Here is an 18,604-nt window from a genome sequence, read left to right as displayed (position 1 = left end):
ACCGCCCGGTGGTGGATCAGGGTCCGGCAGGAAATATTGAGGTTCGGGGTCGTCGATGGAAGAATTGCTGCCGTATTACGAGCGCGAATTATCGTTTTTGCGGCGCTATTCGCGAGATTTCGCCGAGCGCTATCCGAAGATCGCCGCGCGGCTCGCGTTGTCGGGCGAGCACTGCGAGGATCCGCACGTCGAGCGGATGATCGAGTCGTTCGCGCTGCTCGGCGCGCGCATCAACAAGAAGCTCGACGACGACTACCCGGAATTCACCGAAGCGCTGCTGGAAGTGCTGTATCCGCACTACCTGCGGCCGTTCCCGTCGTGCTCGATCGCGCAGTTCACGCCGGCGTCGCCCGGCCAGCAGACCGAACCGGTCGTGATCGACCGCGGCACCGAGCTGAAGAGCCGCCCGATCCGCGGCGTGCAGTGCCGGTTCCGCACCGCGTACGACGTGACGCTCGCGCCGATCCGCATCTCGGAGGCGCGCTACACGCCGGTCGCGCTCGCACCGAGCGCGACGGTGCTGCCGTCCAACGCGACGGGCGTGATCTCGATCACGTTCGAATCGCTCGCCGCGCAGCTCGATCTCGGCGCGCTGAAGCTGCCGACGCTGCGCGCGCACCTGCACGGCGAGCAGTCGTTCGTCGCCGCGCTGACCGACTGCCTGTTCGTCAACGTGCTCGGCGCGTACGTCGAGCCCGAGCGCAACGGCCGCTGGACCGCGCTGCGCAAGCTGCCGATCGCGCACGCCGGCTTCGACGAGGACGACGCGCTGATCGACTACCCGGCGAAGTCGCACCCTGCGTATCGCCTGCTCACCGAATACTTAGCGTTCCCCGACAAGTTCGATTTCGTCGATTTCGATCTTGCGGCGATCGCGCGCGCGTCGGGCCGATGCCAGCGCGCGACGCTGCATCTGGTGCTGCAGGACGTGCGCAGCGATTCGCACGTCGCGCGGCTGCTCGAGTTGCTGACGGCCAGCCATTTCCGGCTGTTCTGCACGCCGATCGTCAACCTGTTCCGCCAGCACGGCGAGCCGATCCGCATCACGCACCGCGCGGTGTCGTACCCGGTAATCGCCGAAGCGCGCCGCGCGTTCGCGTACGAGGTGTACTCGATCGATTCGGTGAAGCTCGTCCGGCAGCAGGCGCATGAAGAATCGGTGATCGAGTTCCGGCCGTTCTATTCGCTGCATCACGGCGAATCGGCGCGGATCGGTCACTACTGGTTCGCGCGCCGCAACGACTGGGTCGCGCAGAAAAGCCCCGGCTACGAAACCGAGATCTCGATCGTCGACATCGACTTCGAGCCGACCTCGCCGCAGACCGACACGCTGAGCCTCGACCTCACCTGCACGAACCGCGACCTGCCGGCGATGCTCGCCTTCGGCCTCGAAGGCGGCGACCTGTTCCAGGAAGGCGGCGCGCAGACGAGCGGCATCTCGATGCTGCGGCGCCCGACGCAGAGCGTGCGCTTCGAGCGCGGCCGCGCCGCGCACTGGCGGCTCGTGTCGCATCTCGCGCTGAACCACGTGTCGCTGGTCGCGCACGGGCTCGCGCCGCTCAAGGAAATGCTGACGCTGTACGACCTGCGGCGCACCGCCGTGTCGATGCGCCAGATCGACGGCCTCGCCGGCGTCGAGCAGCGCGGCGCCGTGCAGTGGCTGCCCGGCAAGCCGTTCGCGACCTTCGTGCGCGGCATCGAGATCCGCCTGACGATCGACGAGGAGCACTTCGTCGGCGCGAGCCTCGCGTCGTTCGTGCGCGTGCTCGACAGCTTCTTCGGGCTGTACGTTCATCTCAACAGTTTCGTTCAACTAGTCGTGGTGTCGAAGCGCACCGGCGAGGAGATCATTCGATGCAAGCCCCGCACCGGCGAATCGATCCTGGCGTAGTCGACGCGCTGCTCGACGAGCCGCACCGCTTCGAGTTCTTCCAGGCGGTGCGCGTGCTCGAAGGGCTGTTCGCGCGGCAGGCGTCCGATGCCCCCGGCGCGTGGCGGCAGGGCGACGTCGTCGCGCAGCGCATCGAATTCCGCAACACGCTGTCGCTCGGCTTTCCGCCGAGCGAGATCGAAGGCGCCCGCTCGTTCGACGACGACGGCACGCTGCTCGACTCGGGCGAGGATCGCGGCGCCGCGCTCGCGGCCGGCGAGCTCGGTCATGTCGAACTGACACCCGCATTCTTCGGGCTGCTCGGCGGGCAGGGCGCGCTGCCGCTGCACTACACCGAGCAGATCGTCGCGCGCGAGCACCTGAAGCGCGACCACGCGGCGCGCGCCTTCTTCGACGTGTTCTCGAACCGCGCGACCGCGCTGTTCTACGCGGCGTGGAAGAAATACCGGCTGCCGTTCCATTACGAACTCGACCGCGACGAGCGCTACCTGCCGCTCCTGCTCGCGATCGCCGGCGTGCCGAGCGACGAGGTGCGCGACAGCCTCGCGGCCGGCGCGGGCGGCGTGCTCGACGAGGCCGTCGCCGGCTACGCGCTCGCCGCGCGGCACCGGCCGATGTCGGCCGCCTACCTGCAGCGCACGCTGTCCGATTACTTCCGCGTGCCGGTGAAGATCGACCAGTTCGTCGGCAAGTGGTACGACGTGCCGCCCGACCAGCTGAGCGTGCTCGGCGAGGTCAACGCGGTGCTCGGCGCGACGGCGCTCGTCGGCGAACGCGTATGGCAGCGCGACATGCGCGCGCGGATCGTCGTCGGCCCGCTGTCCAAGCGCGACTACGAGGCGTTCCTGCCCGGCGGCGCGCAGGCCGTTGCGCTCGAACGCATGCTGACGTTGCTCGCCGGCGTCACGCTCGAATACGAGGTGAAGCTCGTGCTGAAACGCACCGAGGTCGGCGCGAGCGTGCTCGGCGCGGGCTCGCGGCTCGGCTGGGACGCGTTCCTCTGCACCCGCGACGCAGCCGACGACCGCTCGGACGCCCGCTATGAACTGCACGTGATTCACTGATTCCGAACGACAACAAACAATCGAACCTGAGATCGACGCCATGAGCACGCCTCTGAAGACCCTGATCACGAAACTGAACCCGCTGTGCCGGCACGCGACCGAGCGCGCGGCGAGCGCGTGCCTGGCGCGCGGCCATTACGAGGTCGATCTGGAGCATCTGTTTCTCGCGCTGCTCGACCAGGCGACGGGCGACCTGCCGCTCGCGTTGCGTGCGAGCCGCGTCGATCCGCATGCGCTGCGCGCCGATCTCGAGCGCGAACTCACGCGCCTGAAGACGGGCAACACGCGCACGCCGGTGTTTTCCGTGCACCTGATCGCGCTGTTCGAACAGGCCTGGTTGATCGCGTCGCTCGATTCGCAGCTCGGCCGCATCCGTTCGGGGCATCTGCTGCTCGCGCTGCTGACCGCGCCCGATCTCGCGCAGTTCGCGCAGCGCATGTCGTCGCAGTTCGCGGAAATGAACGTGACGGACCTGAAGCACAAGTTCGACGAGATCATGGCCGGTTCGAGCGAAGCCGAGCCGCGCCAGGCGGATGCGGAAGGCAGCGACGTCGCGCCGGCCCCCGACGGCGCCGCGCCCGCGGCCGGCCCGTCGAAGACGCCCGCGCTCGACACGTACACGACCAACCTCACGCAGCGCGCGCGTGACGGCAAGATCGACCCGGTGATCGGCCGCGAAGCCGAGATTCGCCAGGCGATCGACATCCTGATGCGCCGCCGCCAGAACAACCCGATCATGACCGGCGAGGCCGGCGTCGGCAAAACGGCGGTCGTCGAGGGTCTCGCGCTGCGGATCGCGGCCGACGACGTGCCGCCGCCGCTGCGCGGCGTCGCGCTGCACGTGCTGGACATGGGCCTGCTGCAGGCCGGCGCGAGCGTGAAGGGCGAGTTCGAGAACCGCCTGAAGAGCGTGATCGACGAGGTGAAGAAGAGCGCGCACCCGATCATCCTGTTCATCGACGAGGCACACACGATCATCGGCGCGGGCGGCCAGGCCGGCCAGAACGACGCGGCGAACCTGCTGAAACCGGCGCTCGCGCGCGGCGAGCTGCGCACGATCGCCGCGACGACCTGGAGCGAATACAAGAAGTACTTCGAGAAGGATGCGGCGCTCGCGCGGCGCTTCCAGGTCGTGAAGGTCGAGGAGCCGAGCGAGCCGCTCGCGGCCGCGATGCTGCGCGGGATGTCCGGGTTGATGGAGAAGCACTTCAACGTGCGGATCCTCGACGACGCGATCACCGAGGCCGTGCGCCTGTCGCATCGCTACATCAGTGGCCGCCAGCTGCCGGACAAGGCGATCAGCGTGCTCGACACCGCGTGCGCGAAGGTCGCGCTCGCGCACAGCGCGACGCCCGCAGCGATCGACGACACGAAGAAGCGCATCGAGCGCATCGATGCGGAAATCGCGTCGCTGGAGCGCGAAGCGGCGGGCGGCGCCGCGCACGACGAGCGCCTGGGCGAGCTGCGCGGCGCGCGCGACACGGCGCTCGCACAATTGACCGAGGACGAAGCGCGCTATGAAGCCGAGCGCGCGATCGTCGTCGAGATCACCGAACTGCGTGACACGCTCGACCGGGCGCGCGGTCCGTCGGAAGACGGCGAGCCGGTCGACGTGCCGGCCACGCGCGAGAAGCTGGCCGAACGCGTCGCGGCGCTGCACGCGCTGCAGGGCGGCGAGCCGATGGTGCCGCTGCAGGTCGACGGCCACGTCGTCGCCGAGATCGTCGCCGCGTGGACGGGCATTCCGCTCGGCCGGATGGTGAAGGACGAGATCGACACCGTGCTGAACCTGCAGCCGCTGCTGACCGCGCGCGTGATCGGCCAGGACCATGCGCTCGATGCGATCGCGCAGCGCGTGCGCACGGCGACCGCGAACCTCGAGGATCCGAACAAGCCGCGCGGTGTGTTCATGTTCGTCGGGCCGTCGGGCGTCGGCAAGACCGAGACGGCGCTCGCGCTGGCCGACATCCTGTACGGCGGCGAGCGCAAGATGGTCACGATCAACATGAGCGAGTACCAGGAAGCGCACAGCGTGTCGGGCCTGAAGGGCTCGCCGCCGGGCTACGTCGGCTACGGCGAGGGCGGCGTGCTGACCGAGGCCGTGCGCCGCAACCCGTATTCCGTCGTGCTGCTCGATGAGGTCGAGAAGGCGCATCCGGACGTGCTCGAGATGTTCTTCCAGGTGTTCGACAAGGGCACGATGGACGACGCCGAAGGGCGCGAGATCGACTTCCGCAATACGCTGATCATCCTGACGTCGAACGTCGGATCGGCCGCGGTGATGCAGGCGTGCCTGAACAAGCCGGCCGACGAGCTGCCCGATCCGGACGCGCTCGCCGAGGCGCTGCGCCCGCAGCTGTACAAGACGTTCAAGCCCGCGTTCCTCGGCCGGATGAAGGTCGTGCCGTACTACCCGATTTCCGACGACGTGCTGGCCGAGATCATCGAGCTGAGGCTCGAACGGATCCGTCGCCGCATCGAAGCGAACCACAAGGCCGCGTTCGAGTGGGACGAATCGCTCGTCGACGCGGTGCTCGCGCGCTGCACCGAGGTCGATTCGGGTGCCCGCAACGTCGACCACATTTTGAACGGCACGCTGCTGCCGGAGATCGCGGGCCACGTGCTCGGCCGGATCGCCGACGGCGCGGCCATCGCGCGCATCGCCGTGCGCGCGGACGAGGCCGGCGAATTCGCCTATACGGTCGAATGAGCCTCCGCACGCGACATCTCATGCATCAACGGATTCACTGAACCATGCCGATCAATCTCCCCGAGCTGCTGACGCCGATCAGCGATGCGTCGCCCAGCGGCGACGACCTGCTGTTCTCGAACGAATTCGACGCGATCCAGGACGCGCGGCGCTACGACGATCCGACGCTCGACCAGGGCGAGTGGGTGACCGAGATCAAGGAGGCCGACTGGGGCTTCGTCGTCGATCACGCGGGCGCGCTGCTGCGCACGCGCACCAAGGACCTGCGGCTCGCCGTATGGCTGACCGAGGCGCTCGCGCTGGAGGACGGCATCACCGGCCTCACCGAAGGCTATGCGCTGCTGGAAGGCCTGTGCCGCGACTACTGGGACACCGTGCATCCGCTGCCGGAAGGCGACGACGTCGAATACCGGCTCGGCAACGTCGCGTGGCTGTCCGGCCGCACGGCCGAGCTGCTGCGCGGCATTCCAGTGACGGACGGCGCATCGAACGCGTTCACCACGCTCGACTGGGAAGTCGCGCAGCATGTGGCGCAGGCCGTGAAGCGCGATCCGGAACACGCGGACGACATCGCGCGCGGCAAGCCGTCGGTCGAGCAGGTCGATGCGTCGCGGCGCGTGACGTCGATCGCGTTCTACACGACGCTGCTCGCGAACCTGAAGGCGTTCGAAATCGCGCTCGACGCGTTCGAGGAGCGGCTCGTCGAACGCGCCGGCGATTCGGCGCCGAGCTTCCGGCAGACGCGCGACGCGTTCGAGACCGTGTACCGGCTCGTCGAGCGCTTCGCGCGCGAGCAGGGCTATACGGGCAGCGCGCCGCATGCGCCGTCGGCGCCGCAGGCGCAGCCCGAGCGCATCGAGCCGAGCTTCGGCGACGCGTTCCACACCGAGGAGACCCATGTGCAGTCGCAGACCGCTCCGCGTCCGCCGGTGACGCAAATGATCGCCGGCATCCAGAACCGTGCGCAGGCCGTCGACCAGCTGCGTGCGGTCGCGCGCTACTTCCGCCAGACCGAGCCGCACAGCCCGGTCGCGTATCTCGCGGACAAGGCCGCCGAATGGGCCGACATGCCGCTGCACAAGTGGCTCGAGAGCGTCGTGAAGGACGACGGGTCGCTGTCGCACATCCGCGAGCTGCTGGGGGTGAGGCCCGACGAGCAGTCGTGAGCCGCCGCTTGTTGACCTGAGAGCGCGGGCCCGGCGGGCTCGCGATGAACGAGAAGAAGGGTGACGCATGAACGTGACCGAACTGGCACAGGCGATTCGTGGTGGCCTGATCCAGCAGGATCGGCTGCTGAAGACGGACATCCCGTCGCTGCCGAACAATGCGCTCGTGCCGCGCCGCGCCGTGACCCGTTCGGCGCTCGGCCGCGATTTCAGCGTGGCGCTCGATCTGGTGTCCACCGCGAGCGACGTCGAGCTCAAGACGCTGATCGCGCAGCCGATCACGCTGTGGATCCAGCAGCCGGACAAGTCGTATCTGCCGATCAACGGCTATGTCCACACGGCCCGACGGCTCGGCGCCGACGGCAGCCTGTCGAGTTACCAGCTGCGCTTCGCGTCGTGGATGCATTTCCTCAAGTTCCGCAGCGACATGCGGTACTGGCAGGACCAGCCGGTCGACGCGATTCTCTCCGACGTGTTCGATACGCATCCGCAGGCCAGGGGCCGATACCAGTTCGCGTTGTCGAAACCGTTGCCGTCCCGGTCGTACTGTCGCCAGAGCGAAACCGACTGGAACTTCGTGCACCGGCTGATGGAGGACGAAGGGCTGTTCGGGTTCTGGCGGTACAGCGAAGACGGGAACGCGCATACGCTCGTCATCACCGACGACGTGCATGCGGTCGATGCGCTGTCGCCGAATGTCGTTACGTTCGATCGTTCCGGCAGCGGCACCGAAACCGCCGGGTTTACGCAATGGACCGCATCGCGGACGTTGCAAAGCACGCTGCACACGACGCGCACGTTCGACTACAAAGCGCCGTCGTCGGCGGGCAATCCGAACGGCACGTTGCTGCCGACCAAGGCCGGCCAGGGCGACCTGCCGGGCCAGGCGGAAATCTACGAATACACCGGCGCGTACACGTATCCGGGCCAGGACCGCGGCGAACACCTGTCGAAGATCCGTCTCGAGGAATGGGAGTCGCGCGCGAAGCGCTTCTTCGGCGTGGGCGGCGTGCGCGCCATCGATGCCGGCCGGCGCTTCACGCTGAGCGGTCATCCCGAGCACGACCGCGATTCGGCGAGCGAGCGCGAGTTCGCGGCCATCGGCGTCACGCGGTACATCGAGAACAATCTGCCGGTTTCGGACCACGAAGCGAGTTTTCCGCATAGCCTGCAGGACCAGCTGGCGCAGGTGAAGGCCGGTCACGGGGAAGCGGCGGCGTTCGAAGTCGGGCATGACGACGGCTCTGCCGGGTTCTATCTCGTCGAGGTCGAAGCGCAGCGCGCGAGCGTGCCGTACCGCAGCCCGTTCGAGCATCGCAAGCCTGCGATGCAGCTCGAGACGGCGATCGTCGTCGGGCCGAAGGGCGAAGAGGTTTATACGGACGAGCTGAACCGGATCAAGGTCATGTTCGTCTGGGACCGCCAGAGCGAAGGCCGCGAGAACGCGTCGTGCTGGATGCGTGTCGTGCAGTCCGATACCGGCGGCGGGTACGGCGGCGTGCATATTCCGCGGGTCGGCGAGGAAGTGCTGATCGGCTACATCGGCGGCGACTGCGACCGGCCGATCGTCATGCATCGCGTGTACAACGGTGCGACCAGGCCGCAGTGGCATAGCAACGGGATCCTGTCGGGCTTCCGGTCGAAGGAGTATGCAGGATGGGGGCACAACGAGATGGTGCTCGACGACGCGACCGGGCAGAACCGCGCGCGCCTGTTCAGCAGCAGCGCGAATTCGTTGCTTCACCTCGGCTATCTGATCGAGCAGAACGGGAACACGCGCGGTGCGTATCTCGGCTCGGGCTTCGACCTGCGCACGGATGCGTACGGTGCGATGCGGGCCGGGCAGGGCCTGTACGTGACGACGCATCCGAAGCAGGCGAACAGCCAGCCGCTCGACGTGAGTGAGGCGAAGCAGCAGCTTGGCAATGCCGAGGGGCTGATCGAATCGATGTCGCAGGTCAGCGAGATGCATCAGGCGGAGAGTCTCGGCACCGGTCGCGATGCGCTCAAGCAATTCGCCGAGGCGACGCAGAGCAGCGTGGCGGGGGCGGCTTCGGGCGGCGGCAGGACTGCAGGCGGCGGGACGGGGAATGCGAATGCGTTCAAGGAGCCGGTGATGTTGTTCGCGAGCCCGGCGGGGATTGGGGTGGCGTCGCAACAAAGTACGCACCTGGCTGCGGACCGGCACGTGAACGTGGTGAGTGGTCAGAGCACGCATCTCGTCAGCGGCAAATCGCTGGTGGCGAGCGTCAAGGAGAAGCTCAGCCTGTTCGCGCAGAACGCGGGCGTGAAGCTCTTTGCCGGGAAAGGCAAGGTCGAGGTGCAGGCGCATGAGGACAATATCGAAATCACTGCGCAGAAGACGGTGAAAATTCTCTCTGCGACCGAGAACACGGAAATCGCGGCGGCGCGGGAGATTTTGTTAACGTCCGGGGGTGCGTATATCCGAATTGCTGGCGGAGATATCGAAATTCATGCACCTGGTCGTGTCGATGTAAAGGGAAGCCAACATAGTTTTGCTGGTCCGGCGCGTTTAAGTTATCCATTACCCGACTTGCCTCAATCGTCGCCCACAAAATTCAGTCAGAGAGTTTTGTTCAGATCGATCGACGATGGTCAGTCCGTCAGTCAAGTAAAGTACTCGATGTTCGCCGTGTCGCCGGAAGCGGCGCGGCGTATCGTCATGGGGGTGTCTGCTGACGAGGGTTCTGAGCGAAGAGTTAACCCTGCTGAGACCGAACATCTGACAGTGCTTTACGGTCAAGGCGAGTGGGGTGCAATATACGACTTCAATATCGATCGGGAAAACGACGAATCGATGACAGATTTCGGACAAGAAGGCGATGCTGGAGTTGCATGAAAATGGAGACTAAAAACGAATATGTCGTCCGCCCCGGCGATACCCTGAGTGCCATTGCTCACACTCACGGAACGACAGTCGATGATCTCGTCAAATTGAATCGGATCGAGAACTCCCGCTTGATCTATCCAGGACAAAAGCTTGTCCTTTCCTCTCCCGCTGCGGACCCTGTCGAAGCGTTCTTTGCCGAATTGTGGATTCGCGTCACGGACGCAAAAGGCTTGCCAATTCAAAACCTGAAGACGACGATCGTGACAGCTGCAGGTCGGCACAAGCATGCTACCGATGAACACGGGGTCGTGCCGCCCGTGAGAACGCGAAAGGCTGACGAAAAGATTCACGTATATGTGGCGAAGATGGATGGAGGGAGAAAGAAGGTAGCTGAACTTAAACCGCCTGCAGGCGTGCATCAGGCGACGTTACAAAGCCCAAAGCTGAAGGCGCAGATCCCGCTGCGTGTCCACACAGGTGGCAGTGATCATCAAGAGAAGGCGCCGTTGCCCCTGCCTCCAGGAGAGGTGCAACACAATCGCGACAGTTCAGGAAATCCGGTCGTAAATGCAGGTGTCGAATGTCCTAATAAGGACAATCTGCGTTTGGGGCCGAACAGCAAGTTTCGCGACTACATCCTTGCCGCGAGCAAGAAAAGTAATTTCAAGCCGCAGGCCGTCGCGTCGGTTGTGAATATCGAGGCAGCGAAGCTTTCAGTTGTTGTTGAAAAAAAAATCAAGGTCAAAGGTAAGGAAAAGACGAAAAAGGTGCGCGTTTCCACTGGCGAATGGGATCCCAATTCGGCAGCGTCGAAGTCGACAGCGAGAGGGCTCACGCAATTTCTCGCGGGTACATGGCTGGGCGAGGCGATCAGGCCTGGAACTTTTATCAACCAAAAGGCCGAAGCAAACGGGTGGGTGAAGAAGGACGCAGCCGGGCGATTCAGCGTGGTTCCTGAGCACAAGGCCGAACTTCTGGAGTTGCGGATGAATGCCGAGGCGGCGATCATGGCGGCGGTGGATTACGGTATGTCGAATTTCAAGGCACTCGAAGGTGGTGGCTACGATTTCTCGAAATTGAATGATGGGGAGCGCGCGAAGATGCTGTACTTGTCTCACCACTTAGGAGCAGGCGATGCAAAACGGTACTTGGCCGGAACAATTGCTGCGGAGGATACGTACACCGAAGCAAAGCCGCACCATCCTCCCAGACTCATTGCCCGCGGGGCCAAGACGCTTTTGACGGCGCAGGTGGGAAGCGCGGCAGCAGCGAAGCGTGCGGAAGAGAACGGTGGGAACTATGTCAAGGCTCACCGCCTGTGGTTGAGCCATCTCATCGACACAGGTGTCAACTTCAAGAACTTCGCATGTGACCCTTCGAAACTTGAAGATGTTCGTTCGCTGCTGGATCTTGTGACTGTCGTCGGTGGTACGAACCCCACTTTTTAGGAGGCGAGTTTGTTGAAGTCGTTTGTTGTAATGTTGATGGCGATCTGTTGCATCAGTGTCAAGGCGCAGACATCCGGGGGAGATCACGATACGATCCGTACCGTTGCGGGCACATTGCAGATATCAAAGATCGTCCAACCGGGAAGCGATGGCGTTACATTTAATGTCGAGCTCGATGGCAAGCAATTCGATCACCTTTACGGTTCACGCTATGTGTACTATCCGGATTCGAAAGAACAGGATAAGGCCGTCTCGCGGTTGATCGTCGAAGACTTCAGCGGCGGTTTTTCGGATCCACCGGCTGTCTCCCTGTACGATTTCCGCCAAAAACCCGCCGCAGTCTGGTCGGTTAGCGACAAGTTGGATATTGACGATGTCCGATGGCTGCCTGGCCGCGTACTGCTTAGTGTGGGGGGGAAGTGGTTTGCTTTCGCGAACGGAAAGCTCGTGGCAGTTCACAATAGAAGGAAATAACCCGACATGTCCGTGGGTTCAGCCTGGTTGAAGGCGTGTCGATCCAGGCGGAGCTCGTCGGACTGCTCGATGCCGTTTCGCCCGTCATGTCAGAGGGAGCCGGAACACTGATCGGAATGGTGCCCTATCCGAGCATGTTCGAGACCAGCTTTGGGGAAATGCATCCGCAGTGTTTGACCGAATTGACGGAGCAACGAATGAAGACGCTTGGATTACCTTAAACACGCGCACGATCAGTGAACGGCCGGTCCTCAGCTACCGACAACGGCGATCGGCGCCTCGCATGAACGATCGTGACCAGGCGCGATCCGAACCCGCCATGCACATCCGCATCACGAACCACTGACGCGATTCCGTGCACGCCGCGCTTTCCGCTTCGCCGCGCTTTTTTTACGATCCTCGATCCACGGCAGCAGCGAAATGCTTGCCGCAGACAGCATCAACCCGGCGACCAGAGCAAACAGACCGAATCCGATTTCTCGTACCCATTCCCCGCCCACAACCGCTTCGTTGCGCCGCGCAATACCCGGAAACATCGGCGAAACGCGCAGGTCATCGTTCGCTGCGGCGCTGCAATACTTCTTCGTGAACGCGGCGAATTGTTCGCGGCTGATGTTCTCGGCGGCCGAACGCGAATACACCGGCGACCCGGCAGGCTGCCACGTCGTATCGTACTGCTGCGCCTGTCCCGCGCCATAGCGGAACAGGGCGCGCGCCTCCCATGTCGCATCGGATTTTCCGTATCGCAGAGACAACTCGCATCGCTCGACAATGGCGGGGACGTGAGGCCACGCACGAGCGCGAACGAGGATGGCGGAATTGATCGTGCCATCTATACCCACCAGTACGAAGAGCCCACCAACGAACAGAAGAATGGCCGACCACAAGCAGCGGATTGCGTATTTCACTGGAATCGCTGGATTTAGTAGTGGGGCGGTGAGGTGACCGGCTTGTTGACCATGCGCGAGCAGATTGGGCGTGCGCAATCCGAGGGACGAGTCTGCCGCTATCCGGTCCCGGCGCGCGATATCTCCGAATCGGCGCCTACTGCCCCACCCGGAACTCGATCCGCCGATTCCTCGCGCGCCCCTCGGCCGTATCATTCGGCGCAATAGGCTGATCCGGCCCGACCCCTGTCGTCGTCATCTGCTGCGGCGGGATGCTCTTCGTGATCAGATACCCCTTCACCGCATCCGCACGCGCCTGGCTCAGCGCGATGTTCGACGTCCGGTTCCCGGAGTTGTCGGTATGCCCGATGATGTCGACCGTGCGGTTCTGCATCTTCGCGAGCGCGGCCGCCATCTGATCGAGAATCTGCCTGCCTTGCGGTGTGAGCGTCGCACTGCCCGTTTCGAACTCGATCGTGCGATTCGCGAGCGTCTGGTCGAGCAGCCCCTGCTCGGACGCCGACACGCGCAGCCCGTTCTTGATCGTATAAGTCGGATTCAGCGTATTGGCCATGTCGCTCGCGAGCTGCTGGCGCTGCGCCTCGTTGTGCACCTCGCCCTTCATCTCGATCTGCGTGCCGTTGATCTTCAGCTGGCCTTTGCTGATCTGCTTCAACTGCGCGCCGAGCAGCTTCTGCACGTTCGCGCTCCAGTTCGGCGGCGTCGCGACGTCACCGACCTCGATCTGGTCGACCACGTTTGCCGCGCCGTAGGTGTCGCGCAGCTTCTGCAGCACGGCGGCCTTGGTCGCCTCGTCGGGCACCTTGCCGCCGACCACCACCTGGCCGGGCGACGCGTTCGCGGGCGGCGGTGCGATCGTGCCGGCCGTGCCGCGCACCACCGTGCCGGACGCCGTGGCCGGCGCGGCACCGGGGTTGGCGTTCGCGGGCAGGGCGGCGGTCGCGACCGTGCCGTTGCCGACCGGCGTGACGGTCGAGCCGCCCGTGTTCTGCGCATGGGCCGCGCCGCAGGCGACGAGGCCCGCGGCGGCGAGAGCGGATACGAAGGGCGACAAGCGCGTGCGCCGGACCTGAATCGTGCGTTGCATCCCGTCAGCCTCCGATGAACGCTTCGCGGAAGGCGTCGATGGCGACGCGCAGCGACAGTTGCGGTTGGTCGAGGTAGCTGACGAGCTTGCTGATCTGGTGATCGTTTTGCGCATGGGCGTCGATCCACTCGGGATCGTCGATGTCGATGTTGTGGGCGGCGTAGGTCTGCGGATCGACGACGCTCAGCAGCGTCTTCGACGACGCGCCGTTGAAGCCGATGATCAGCCGTTCGCGTTCGGCGATCGTGCCGATGAAGATCGCGAGCTCGAAGTCGGCCTGCGCGACGAACGGTGCGATCAGTTCGAGCCAGAACGCGGCGACGAGGCTGCGATAGAACGGGTCGACCGGCAGCGGCAGCGTGAGGCCGCGCTCGATGTGCGACGAGCCGCTCTGCATCACGGGCCGCAACAGCGAACCGAGCGCGAGCATCGCGCCGCGCAGTCGCACCGGATGGCCGCTTTCGAGCAGCATCTGCTGCAGGCCGTACAGCGACTGGTGTTCGATGAAGTCGTTGAAGGTGCCGTCATGCGACGTGCCGGGGCCGCCGACGTCGATCGGCACCTGCGTATCGCCGAGCGCCTGCAGCGCGCCGGGCGGCTCCTCCTTCGCGAGCAGCGCCGGCATCTGCGCGGCGACGCGCGACCACAGCCGCGCGAACGCCAGCGGGCTGCGCGCGAGGAACGCGAGCGGCCGATCGACCTCGAGCGCGGTCGCGCCGAGGAACGGGAAACGGCGCATCGACACGTCGTGGCTCGCGACCATGTGGCCCGCGATGGCGAGCTTGCTGCGCGAGCCGAGGAACGCGAAATGCATCGGCTTCGCATCCTCGTAGACGATCTTCCAGCGCGGATCCTCCGCGAGCAGTTCGAGTGCTTGCGCGATCCAGCGATCGAGCGTCTGCAGCAACTGCGGATTGTGCGGGCTCTTCACGAAGTCGCCGCGCGACGGAATCTTGCCGAAGTAGGCGATCTGCGCCTGAACGGTTTGCGTCATTGCGCCCCCTGTGCGTTCGTTGCGGTGGCGGCCGCGACGGCCGGTGCGGCCGCCGGCGCGCCCGAGCCGGCCTGCGTCGCGTTCTGCGCGGCACCCGCGCTCGCGTCGGCGACCGACGACGGCAGCTGCAGGCCGCGCAGGCTCTGCTGCTGCGGCTGGTCGCCGCCGCTGCTGGTCGGCTGCGACGTGCTGATGATGCGCATCGTCACCGACACGTTCACGCTGCCCTGGACCCACGTGAGGTCGAAGGTGCCGTCCGGACGGCGCTTGCGCTGCGCCGAGTTGATCAGCTTCTCGAGACCGTAGCGGCCCGGTTCGTTGACGAGCTGCACCGTGCGGCCGTCGAAGGTCGTCGCGGACAGCGTCGCGCCCGGCGAGCCCTGCGGGTTCGGCCACACGAAGTTGGTCCACTGCGGCGGCGTGTTGCGGTAGCGCAGCTGCTGGCCGTCGATCGCGATCGTGTATTCCGTCGTGCCCGTGCTCGGCTGCGGCAGGATCTGGAACACGGTCTGCGGTTCGGCCGCCGCGGCGGCGCCGCCCGCGGCGCCGCCGGCGAGCGGGGCGACCCAGCGCGCGAAGCCGTTCGTGAAGTCGGGCGTGAGGCCGATGCCCATGTCGCCCCACGTGCGGGCGGCGAGCGTGTCGCCGCGGCGCACCGCGAGCGGGCCCAGCGTCGTGCCGACGAACTTCGCGATCGCACCGTCCGGACCGAACACCTGCGCGATTTCACCGGCGCCGGCCTCGACCTTCGCGTTCGCCGCGAACGGGTACTTGGTCGCGAGCGAGCTCTGGAACGGCTGGTAGACCTGCGCGTTCCATACCTTGTTGACTTCCGCGCTGGCCGGCTGGATCACCACCGAGAACGCCTGCATCAGCGGCCGCACCAGCAGCGGACGCAGCGACTTGCGTTGCGAATCGGTGAGGCCGGTCAGCATCTGCTCGTCGACGAACTTCAGCGAATCGGCGAGTTCCGAGCCGTTGCCGTCGAGCGTCTGCTGCATCAGCTGGCGCGCGCCGGGGCCGGGGTCGCCCTGGTTCTTGATCACGTTGAAGCGCGTACGGACCTTCGACAGCGAGTCCATATAGCCCTTGAGCATCGACGTGCCGTCGTGCGTCGCGACGATCCGCGCGAGCCCGATGAACTCCTGGCCGATCGGACCCATCGGCACCTCGGCCGGATTGCCGTTGATGTCGATGTTCGCGGCCGCCACCTGGCCGGCCTGCGAGCGCGTGAACAGCTGCTTGACCCAGTTCACGACGCCGGTCTGCGCCTTCTTGATCGCGACGTTCGCCAGCGACGGGTTGTCCCACGACGTCTGGTCGTACGCGGTCTCGAGGATCTTGCGGATCGGCGAATCCTGCGGGTCGCCGAGGCGGTTCATCCCGTCGACGGCCTGGCCGAAGCTGCTGAAGCCCTGCACCGCGATGCCCTGCATGAACTTCTGCCAGTGCTGCGCGTACTCGGTCTTGTACATCCCGACGAGCGTCTTCTGGATCTGCTCGGGGCTGCCTTCCAGCGTCAGGTCGTCCTGCGTCGACGTGTTCAGCACCCAGTCCTTCGCCTGCAGTTCCTTGGTCGCCGCGTCGCGGATCGCCGGCTGCACGTAGTCGAACCACGCTTCGCGCGTGAACGTGCCCGGAATCGCATAGCTGCCGGCGACCAGCCCCTGGTTGCCGTCGCCGACGATGCGCGCGATGGTCATCGGCGCGAAGCGGGTCGACGCGCGCGCCTTGATTTCCTCGTAGACGCGCTGGCGGGCCGGCATGCCGCGCACGACGCGGCGCAGGTTCTCGCGGGTCTGGTCGACGAGCGCGAGGTTCGCGTCGATCATCGGCCAGTCGTTGTCGTTCACGCGGGCGAGATAGAACGAGATCATGCGCTCGGCGCTCTTGATCATCTCGTCGCGCGGCATGTTGCCGCGATTCGTCTCGAGCCAGCCGCGCCAGAAGCGGGCGAGCTGGTCGGTCAGGTGCGCCTGTTCGACGTGACGCTTGTCGGACAGCATCAGGTAGGTCTTCAGCGCGTTGTATGCGTCCTGCACGTTGGTCGGCGACGCGTCGCTGTAGAGGCCGCCTTGCGGCGCGGCCGGCTGTTGCGGCGCGGCGGCCGCCGCCGCGGATGCGCCTTGCGCGGCGCCGGCGAGCGGCGTGGCGCCCGGCGGGTTCGTCGACACGGGAATCGCGCCGCCCTGCACGGCACCCGATTCCGGCGGGCGCGTCATCGGCACGAGCTGTTCCGGGTGCGCGTTCACGTCCTTCATGAACGACGCGAGGTTCTGCGAGACCGGCGCCAGCAGGATCTGGCGCACGCCGTTGTAGTACTCGGTCAGCAGGTGCTGCTCGAGACGGTCGCCCTGGTACAGGCCGAGCGACACCGACACCGGCTTGTCGCGGCGGAACTGTTCGAGCTGTTCGATGCGATCTTCCAGGATGTCCATCGCCTGCAGGCGCGACTGCAGGTCGTTGCGGCCCTGCTGCAGGCGCGTGACGTTGTCGAGGTCGGCCTGCACGTTCGCGACGAGCTGCTGGTTGCCGATCGTCGACCAGGTCCAGCCGCCGAGCGCGAGCGCGAGCGCCGCGACGAAGCCGAAGAAGGTCGCGTAGCGCAGCCGGGTCTTGGTCGGGCTCGCGAACTGGCGCACGGTCTGGCGGTCCGCGAAGATCACCTTCGAGAACAGGTCGCGCAGGAAGAAGCCGTTCTTCGAGAACGCGCTGTGCGGCTTCGGCAGCGCGCTCGCGTCGAGGCCGAAGCGGTGCGCGATGCGCTGCGCGGCGGCGCTGTTGGTTTCGCCTTCCTGCAGCGCGCTGGTGAAGTAGAAGCCGCGGAAAATAGGCTTGTACTGGAACGGGTTGTTCTCGAACAGCGTCGCGAGGAACGCGCGCAGCGACGGCTTGATCGTCGAGAATTCGAGCGGGAAGCTCAGCTGGCCCGGCGACAGCTGGTTGCCGCGCGACAGCGACAGCTGCGCGACGCTGATTTCCTTCAGCCCTTCGTACAGTTCCTCGAAGTGCGTGTCGAACTGCGCGACCACGTCGCGCTTGTCATCGGGCTCGTAGGGCAGGGTGGCGCCCCACACGCGGTCGTATTCGTGCTTGTCGCTGCTGCTGAAGAATTCGGTGAAGCCGGTGATCAGGTCGGCCTTCGTGAACATCACGTAGACCGGCGCGAACACCTCGAGCTTCTCCGTCAGCTCCTGAACGCGCTGACGAAGGTTCTTCGCGAGGTTGATCGCGAATTCGGGGCGGTTGCCGGTGAGTTCGGCGATGCTCGCGGTGACGATGATGCCGTTGATCGGCGCCTTCGGACGATAGCGCTTCAGCAGGCCGAGAAAGCCGAGCCATTCGCTGCGGTCTTCCTCGTGCACCGAGTAGCGGCCGGCCGTGTCGAGCAGGATCCCTTCGGTCGTGAAGAACCAGTCGCAGTTACGCGTGCCGCCGATGCCGTGGATCACCGCGCTGTTCTTGTCCGCGAACGGAAACTGCAGGCCGGAGTTCAGCACGGCGCTGCTCTTGCCGGCGGCCGGGTTGCCGATCACGATGTACCACGGCAGTTCGTACAGCGCGGAGCCGCCCGACACCTGGCCGATCTTCGACGTCTTGATCGTCTTCACCGCGTCGGACAGGCGCGTGCGCAGCACGTCGAGGTCGGCGGTCTTCGTGTCGGGTGCGAGCGCGGCCGCGGCCGGCGCGGCGATCTTGCCGGTTTCCGCCTGCTCTTCCAGCACCTGGCCGAGCTGCCGGTTCGCGCGCTTCACGCGCCAGCGGCGCACCAGTGCGACGCCGAGCCACAGCACGAGGATCGCCGCGAAGGCGACCGCCGCCCACAGGAGCGGCAGCTGCAGCATGTCGGCAGCGATGAAGAGAATCGCCGCTAGCGCGACGATCCCGACAATCGAGAGCGTACGCGGATGAGTCAGCACGTTGAGGATGCGTTGCATAGGACGTTCAGGTTCCGGTGCGATTCGGTGAGGCGACGCAGGCGCGCCGAGCGGCAAGCGTGGCGCCGCGATG

General features: G+C 65.6%; 11 protein-coding genes. 7 read left to right on the top strand and 4 right to left on the bottom strand.

Annotation, left to right across the window (positions count from 1 at the left end; genetic code table 11):
- The first annotated feature begins 55 nt into the window (after positions 1–55).
- From tssF to U4Z31_RS14535, 7 genes are all read left to right on the top strand, one after another.
- Positions 56–1,891, top strand: a complete 1,836-nt coding sequence (gene tssF, locus U4Z31_RS14565) for a type VI secretion system baseplate subunit TssF (RefSeq protein WP_321810693.1) — start codon at positions 56–58, stop codon at positions 1,889–1,891.
- Positions 1,855–2,955, top strand: coding sequence for a type VI secretion system baseplate subunit TssG (gene tssG, locus U4Z31_RS14560; RefSeq protein WP_124667624.1), 1,101 nt, complete (start codon positions 1,855–1,857; stop codon positions 2,953–2,955). Before tssF ends, tssG begins: the two co-directional genes overlap by 37 nt.
- A gap of 40 nt (positions 2,956–2,995) precedes the next feature.
- Entirely contained in the window at positions 2,996–5,665 is a 2,670-nt protein-coding gene (gene tssH / locus U4Z31_RS14555) for a type VI secretion system ATPase TssH (protein ID WP_321810692.1), read from the top strand.
- 44 nt (positions 5,666–5,709) lie between these two features.
- Positions 5,710–6,831: a type VI secretion system protein TssA gene (gene tssA / locus U4Z31_RS14550; RefSeq protein ID WP_321810691.1), complete on the top strand. Its 1,122-nt coding sequence runs from the start codon at positions 5,710–5,712 to the stop codon at positions 6,829–6,831.
- A 67-nt stretch (positions 6,832–6,898) separates the two neighbouring features.
- Complete coding sequence (locus tag U4Z31_RS14545; RefSeq protein ID WP_321810690.1) at positions 6,899–9,691, top strand: type VI secretion system Vgr family protein; 2,793 nt, start codon at positions 6,899–6,901, stop codon at positions 9,689–9,691.
- Positions 9,688–11,130 (top strand): LysM domain-containing protein, encoded by a 1,443-nt coding sequence (locus U4Z31_RS14540; protein WP_321810689.1) that lies wholly within the window; start codon positions 9,688–9,690, stop codon positions 11,128–11,130. The genes U4Z31_RS14545 and U4Z31_RS14540 overlap by 4 nt, the downstream gene beginning before the upstream one ends.
- A 12-nt stretch (positions 11,131–11,142) precedes the next feature.
- The gene (locus U4Z31_RS14535; RefSeq protein ID WP_321810688.1) at positions 11,143–11,604 is read left to right on the top strand and encodes a hypothetical protein; all 462 of its coding nucleotides are present in this window, start codon (positions 11,143–11,145) and stop codon (positions 11,602–11,604) included.
- A gap of 332 nt (positions 11,605–11,936) precedes the next feature.
- Here U4Z31_RS14535 and U4Z31_RS14530 read toward each other — a convergent pair whose 3' ends face one another.
- From U4Z31_RS14530 to tssM, 4 genes are read right to left on the bottom strand one after another with little or no spacing between them, the layout of a single operon-like run.
- Positions 11,937–12,590: a DUF3592 domain-containing protein gene (locus U4Z31_RS14530; RefSeq protein WP_321810687.1), complete on the bottom strand. Its 654-nt coding sequence runs from the start codon at positions 12,588–12,590 to the stop codon at positions 11,937–11,939.
- Positions 12,591–12,648: 58 nt separating this feature from the next.
- Positions 12,649–13,599 (bottom strand): OmpA family protein, encoded by a 951-nt coding sequence (locus U4Z31_RS14525; protein WP_321810686.1) that lies wholly within the window; start codon positions 13,597–13,599, stop codon positions 12,649–12,651.
- Between the two features lie 4 nt (positions 13,600–13,603).
- On the bottom strand, positions 13,604–14,593 hold the full coding sequence (tagF, locus tag U4Z31_RS14520; RefSeq protein WP_044845917.1) for a type VI secretion system-associated protein TagF: 990 nt from the start codon (positions 14,591–14,593) through the stop codon (positions 13,604–13,606).
- Positions 14,590–18,531: a type VI secretion system membrane subunit TssM gene (gene tssM / locus U4Z31_RS14515; RefSeq protein ID WP_044845916.1), complete on the bottom strand. Its 3,942-nt coding sequence runs from the start codon at positions 18,529–18,531 to the stop codon at positions 14,590–14,592. The genes tagF and tssM overlap by 4 nt, the downstream gene beginning before the upstream one ends.
- Between the last annotated feature and the right edge of the window lie 73 nt (positions 18,532–18,604).

This window comes from Burkholderia sp. BCC1985, from assembly GCF_905339915.1.
In the GTDB taxonomy this organism is placed as follows: Bacteria; Pseudomonadota; Gammaproteobacteria; order Burkholderiales; family Burkholderiaceae; genus Burkholderia.
The sequence above is the reverse complement of the archived record's forward strand: the minus strand, read 5'-3'. Positions and strand labels throughout refer to the sequence as shown.

Coding starts and splice junctions, on each gene's coding strand:
- tssF (WP_321810693.1), top strand. CDS start 56: ATGGAAGAATTGCTGCCGTATTACGAGCGCGAATTATCGTTTTTGCGG.
- tssG (WP_124667624.1), top strand. CDS start 1,855: ATGCAAGCCCCGCACCGGCGAATCGATCCTGGCGTAGTCGACGCGCTG.
- tssH (WP_321810692.1), top strand. CDS start 2,996: ATGAGCACGCCTCTGAAGACCCTGATCACGAAACTGAACCCGCTGTGC.
- tssA (WP_321810691.1), top strand. CDS start 5,710: ATGCCGATCAATCTCCCCGAGCTGCTGACGCCGATCAGCGATGCGTCG.
- U4Z31_RS14545 (WP_321810690.1), top strand. CDS start 6,899: ATGAACGTGACCGAACTGGCACAGGCGATTCGTGGTGGCCTGATCCAG.
- U4Z31_RS14540 (WP_321810689.1), top strand. CDS start 9,688: ATGAAAATGGAGACTAAAAACGAATATGTCGTCCGCCCCGGCGATACC.
- U4Z31_RS14525 (WP_321810686.1), bottom strand. CDS start 13,599: ATGCAACGCACGATTCAGGTCCGGCGCACGCGCTTGTCGCCCTTCGTA.
- tagF (WP_044845917.1), bottom strand. CDS start 14,593: ATGACGCAAACCGTTCAGGCGCAGATCGCCTACTTCGGCAAGATTCCG.
- tssM (WP_044845916.1), bottom strand. CDS start 18,531: ATGCAACGCATCCTCAACGTGCTGACTCATCCGCGTACGCTCTCGATT.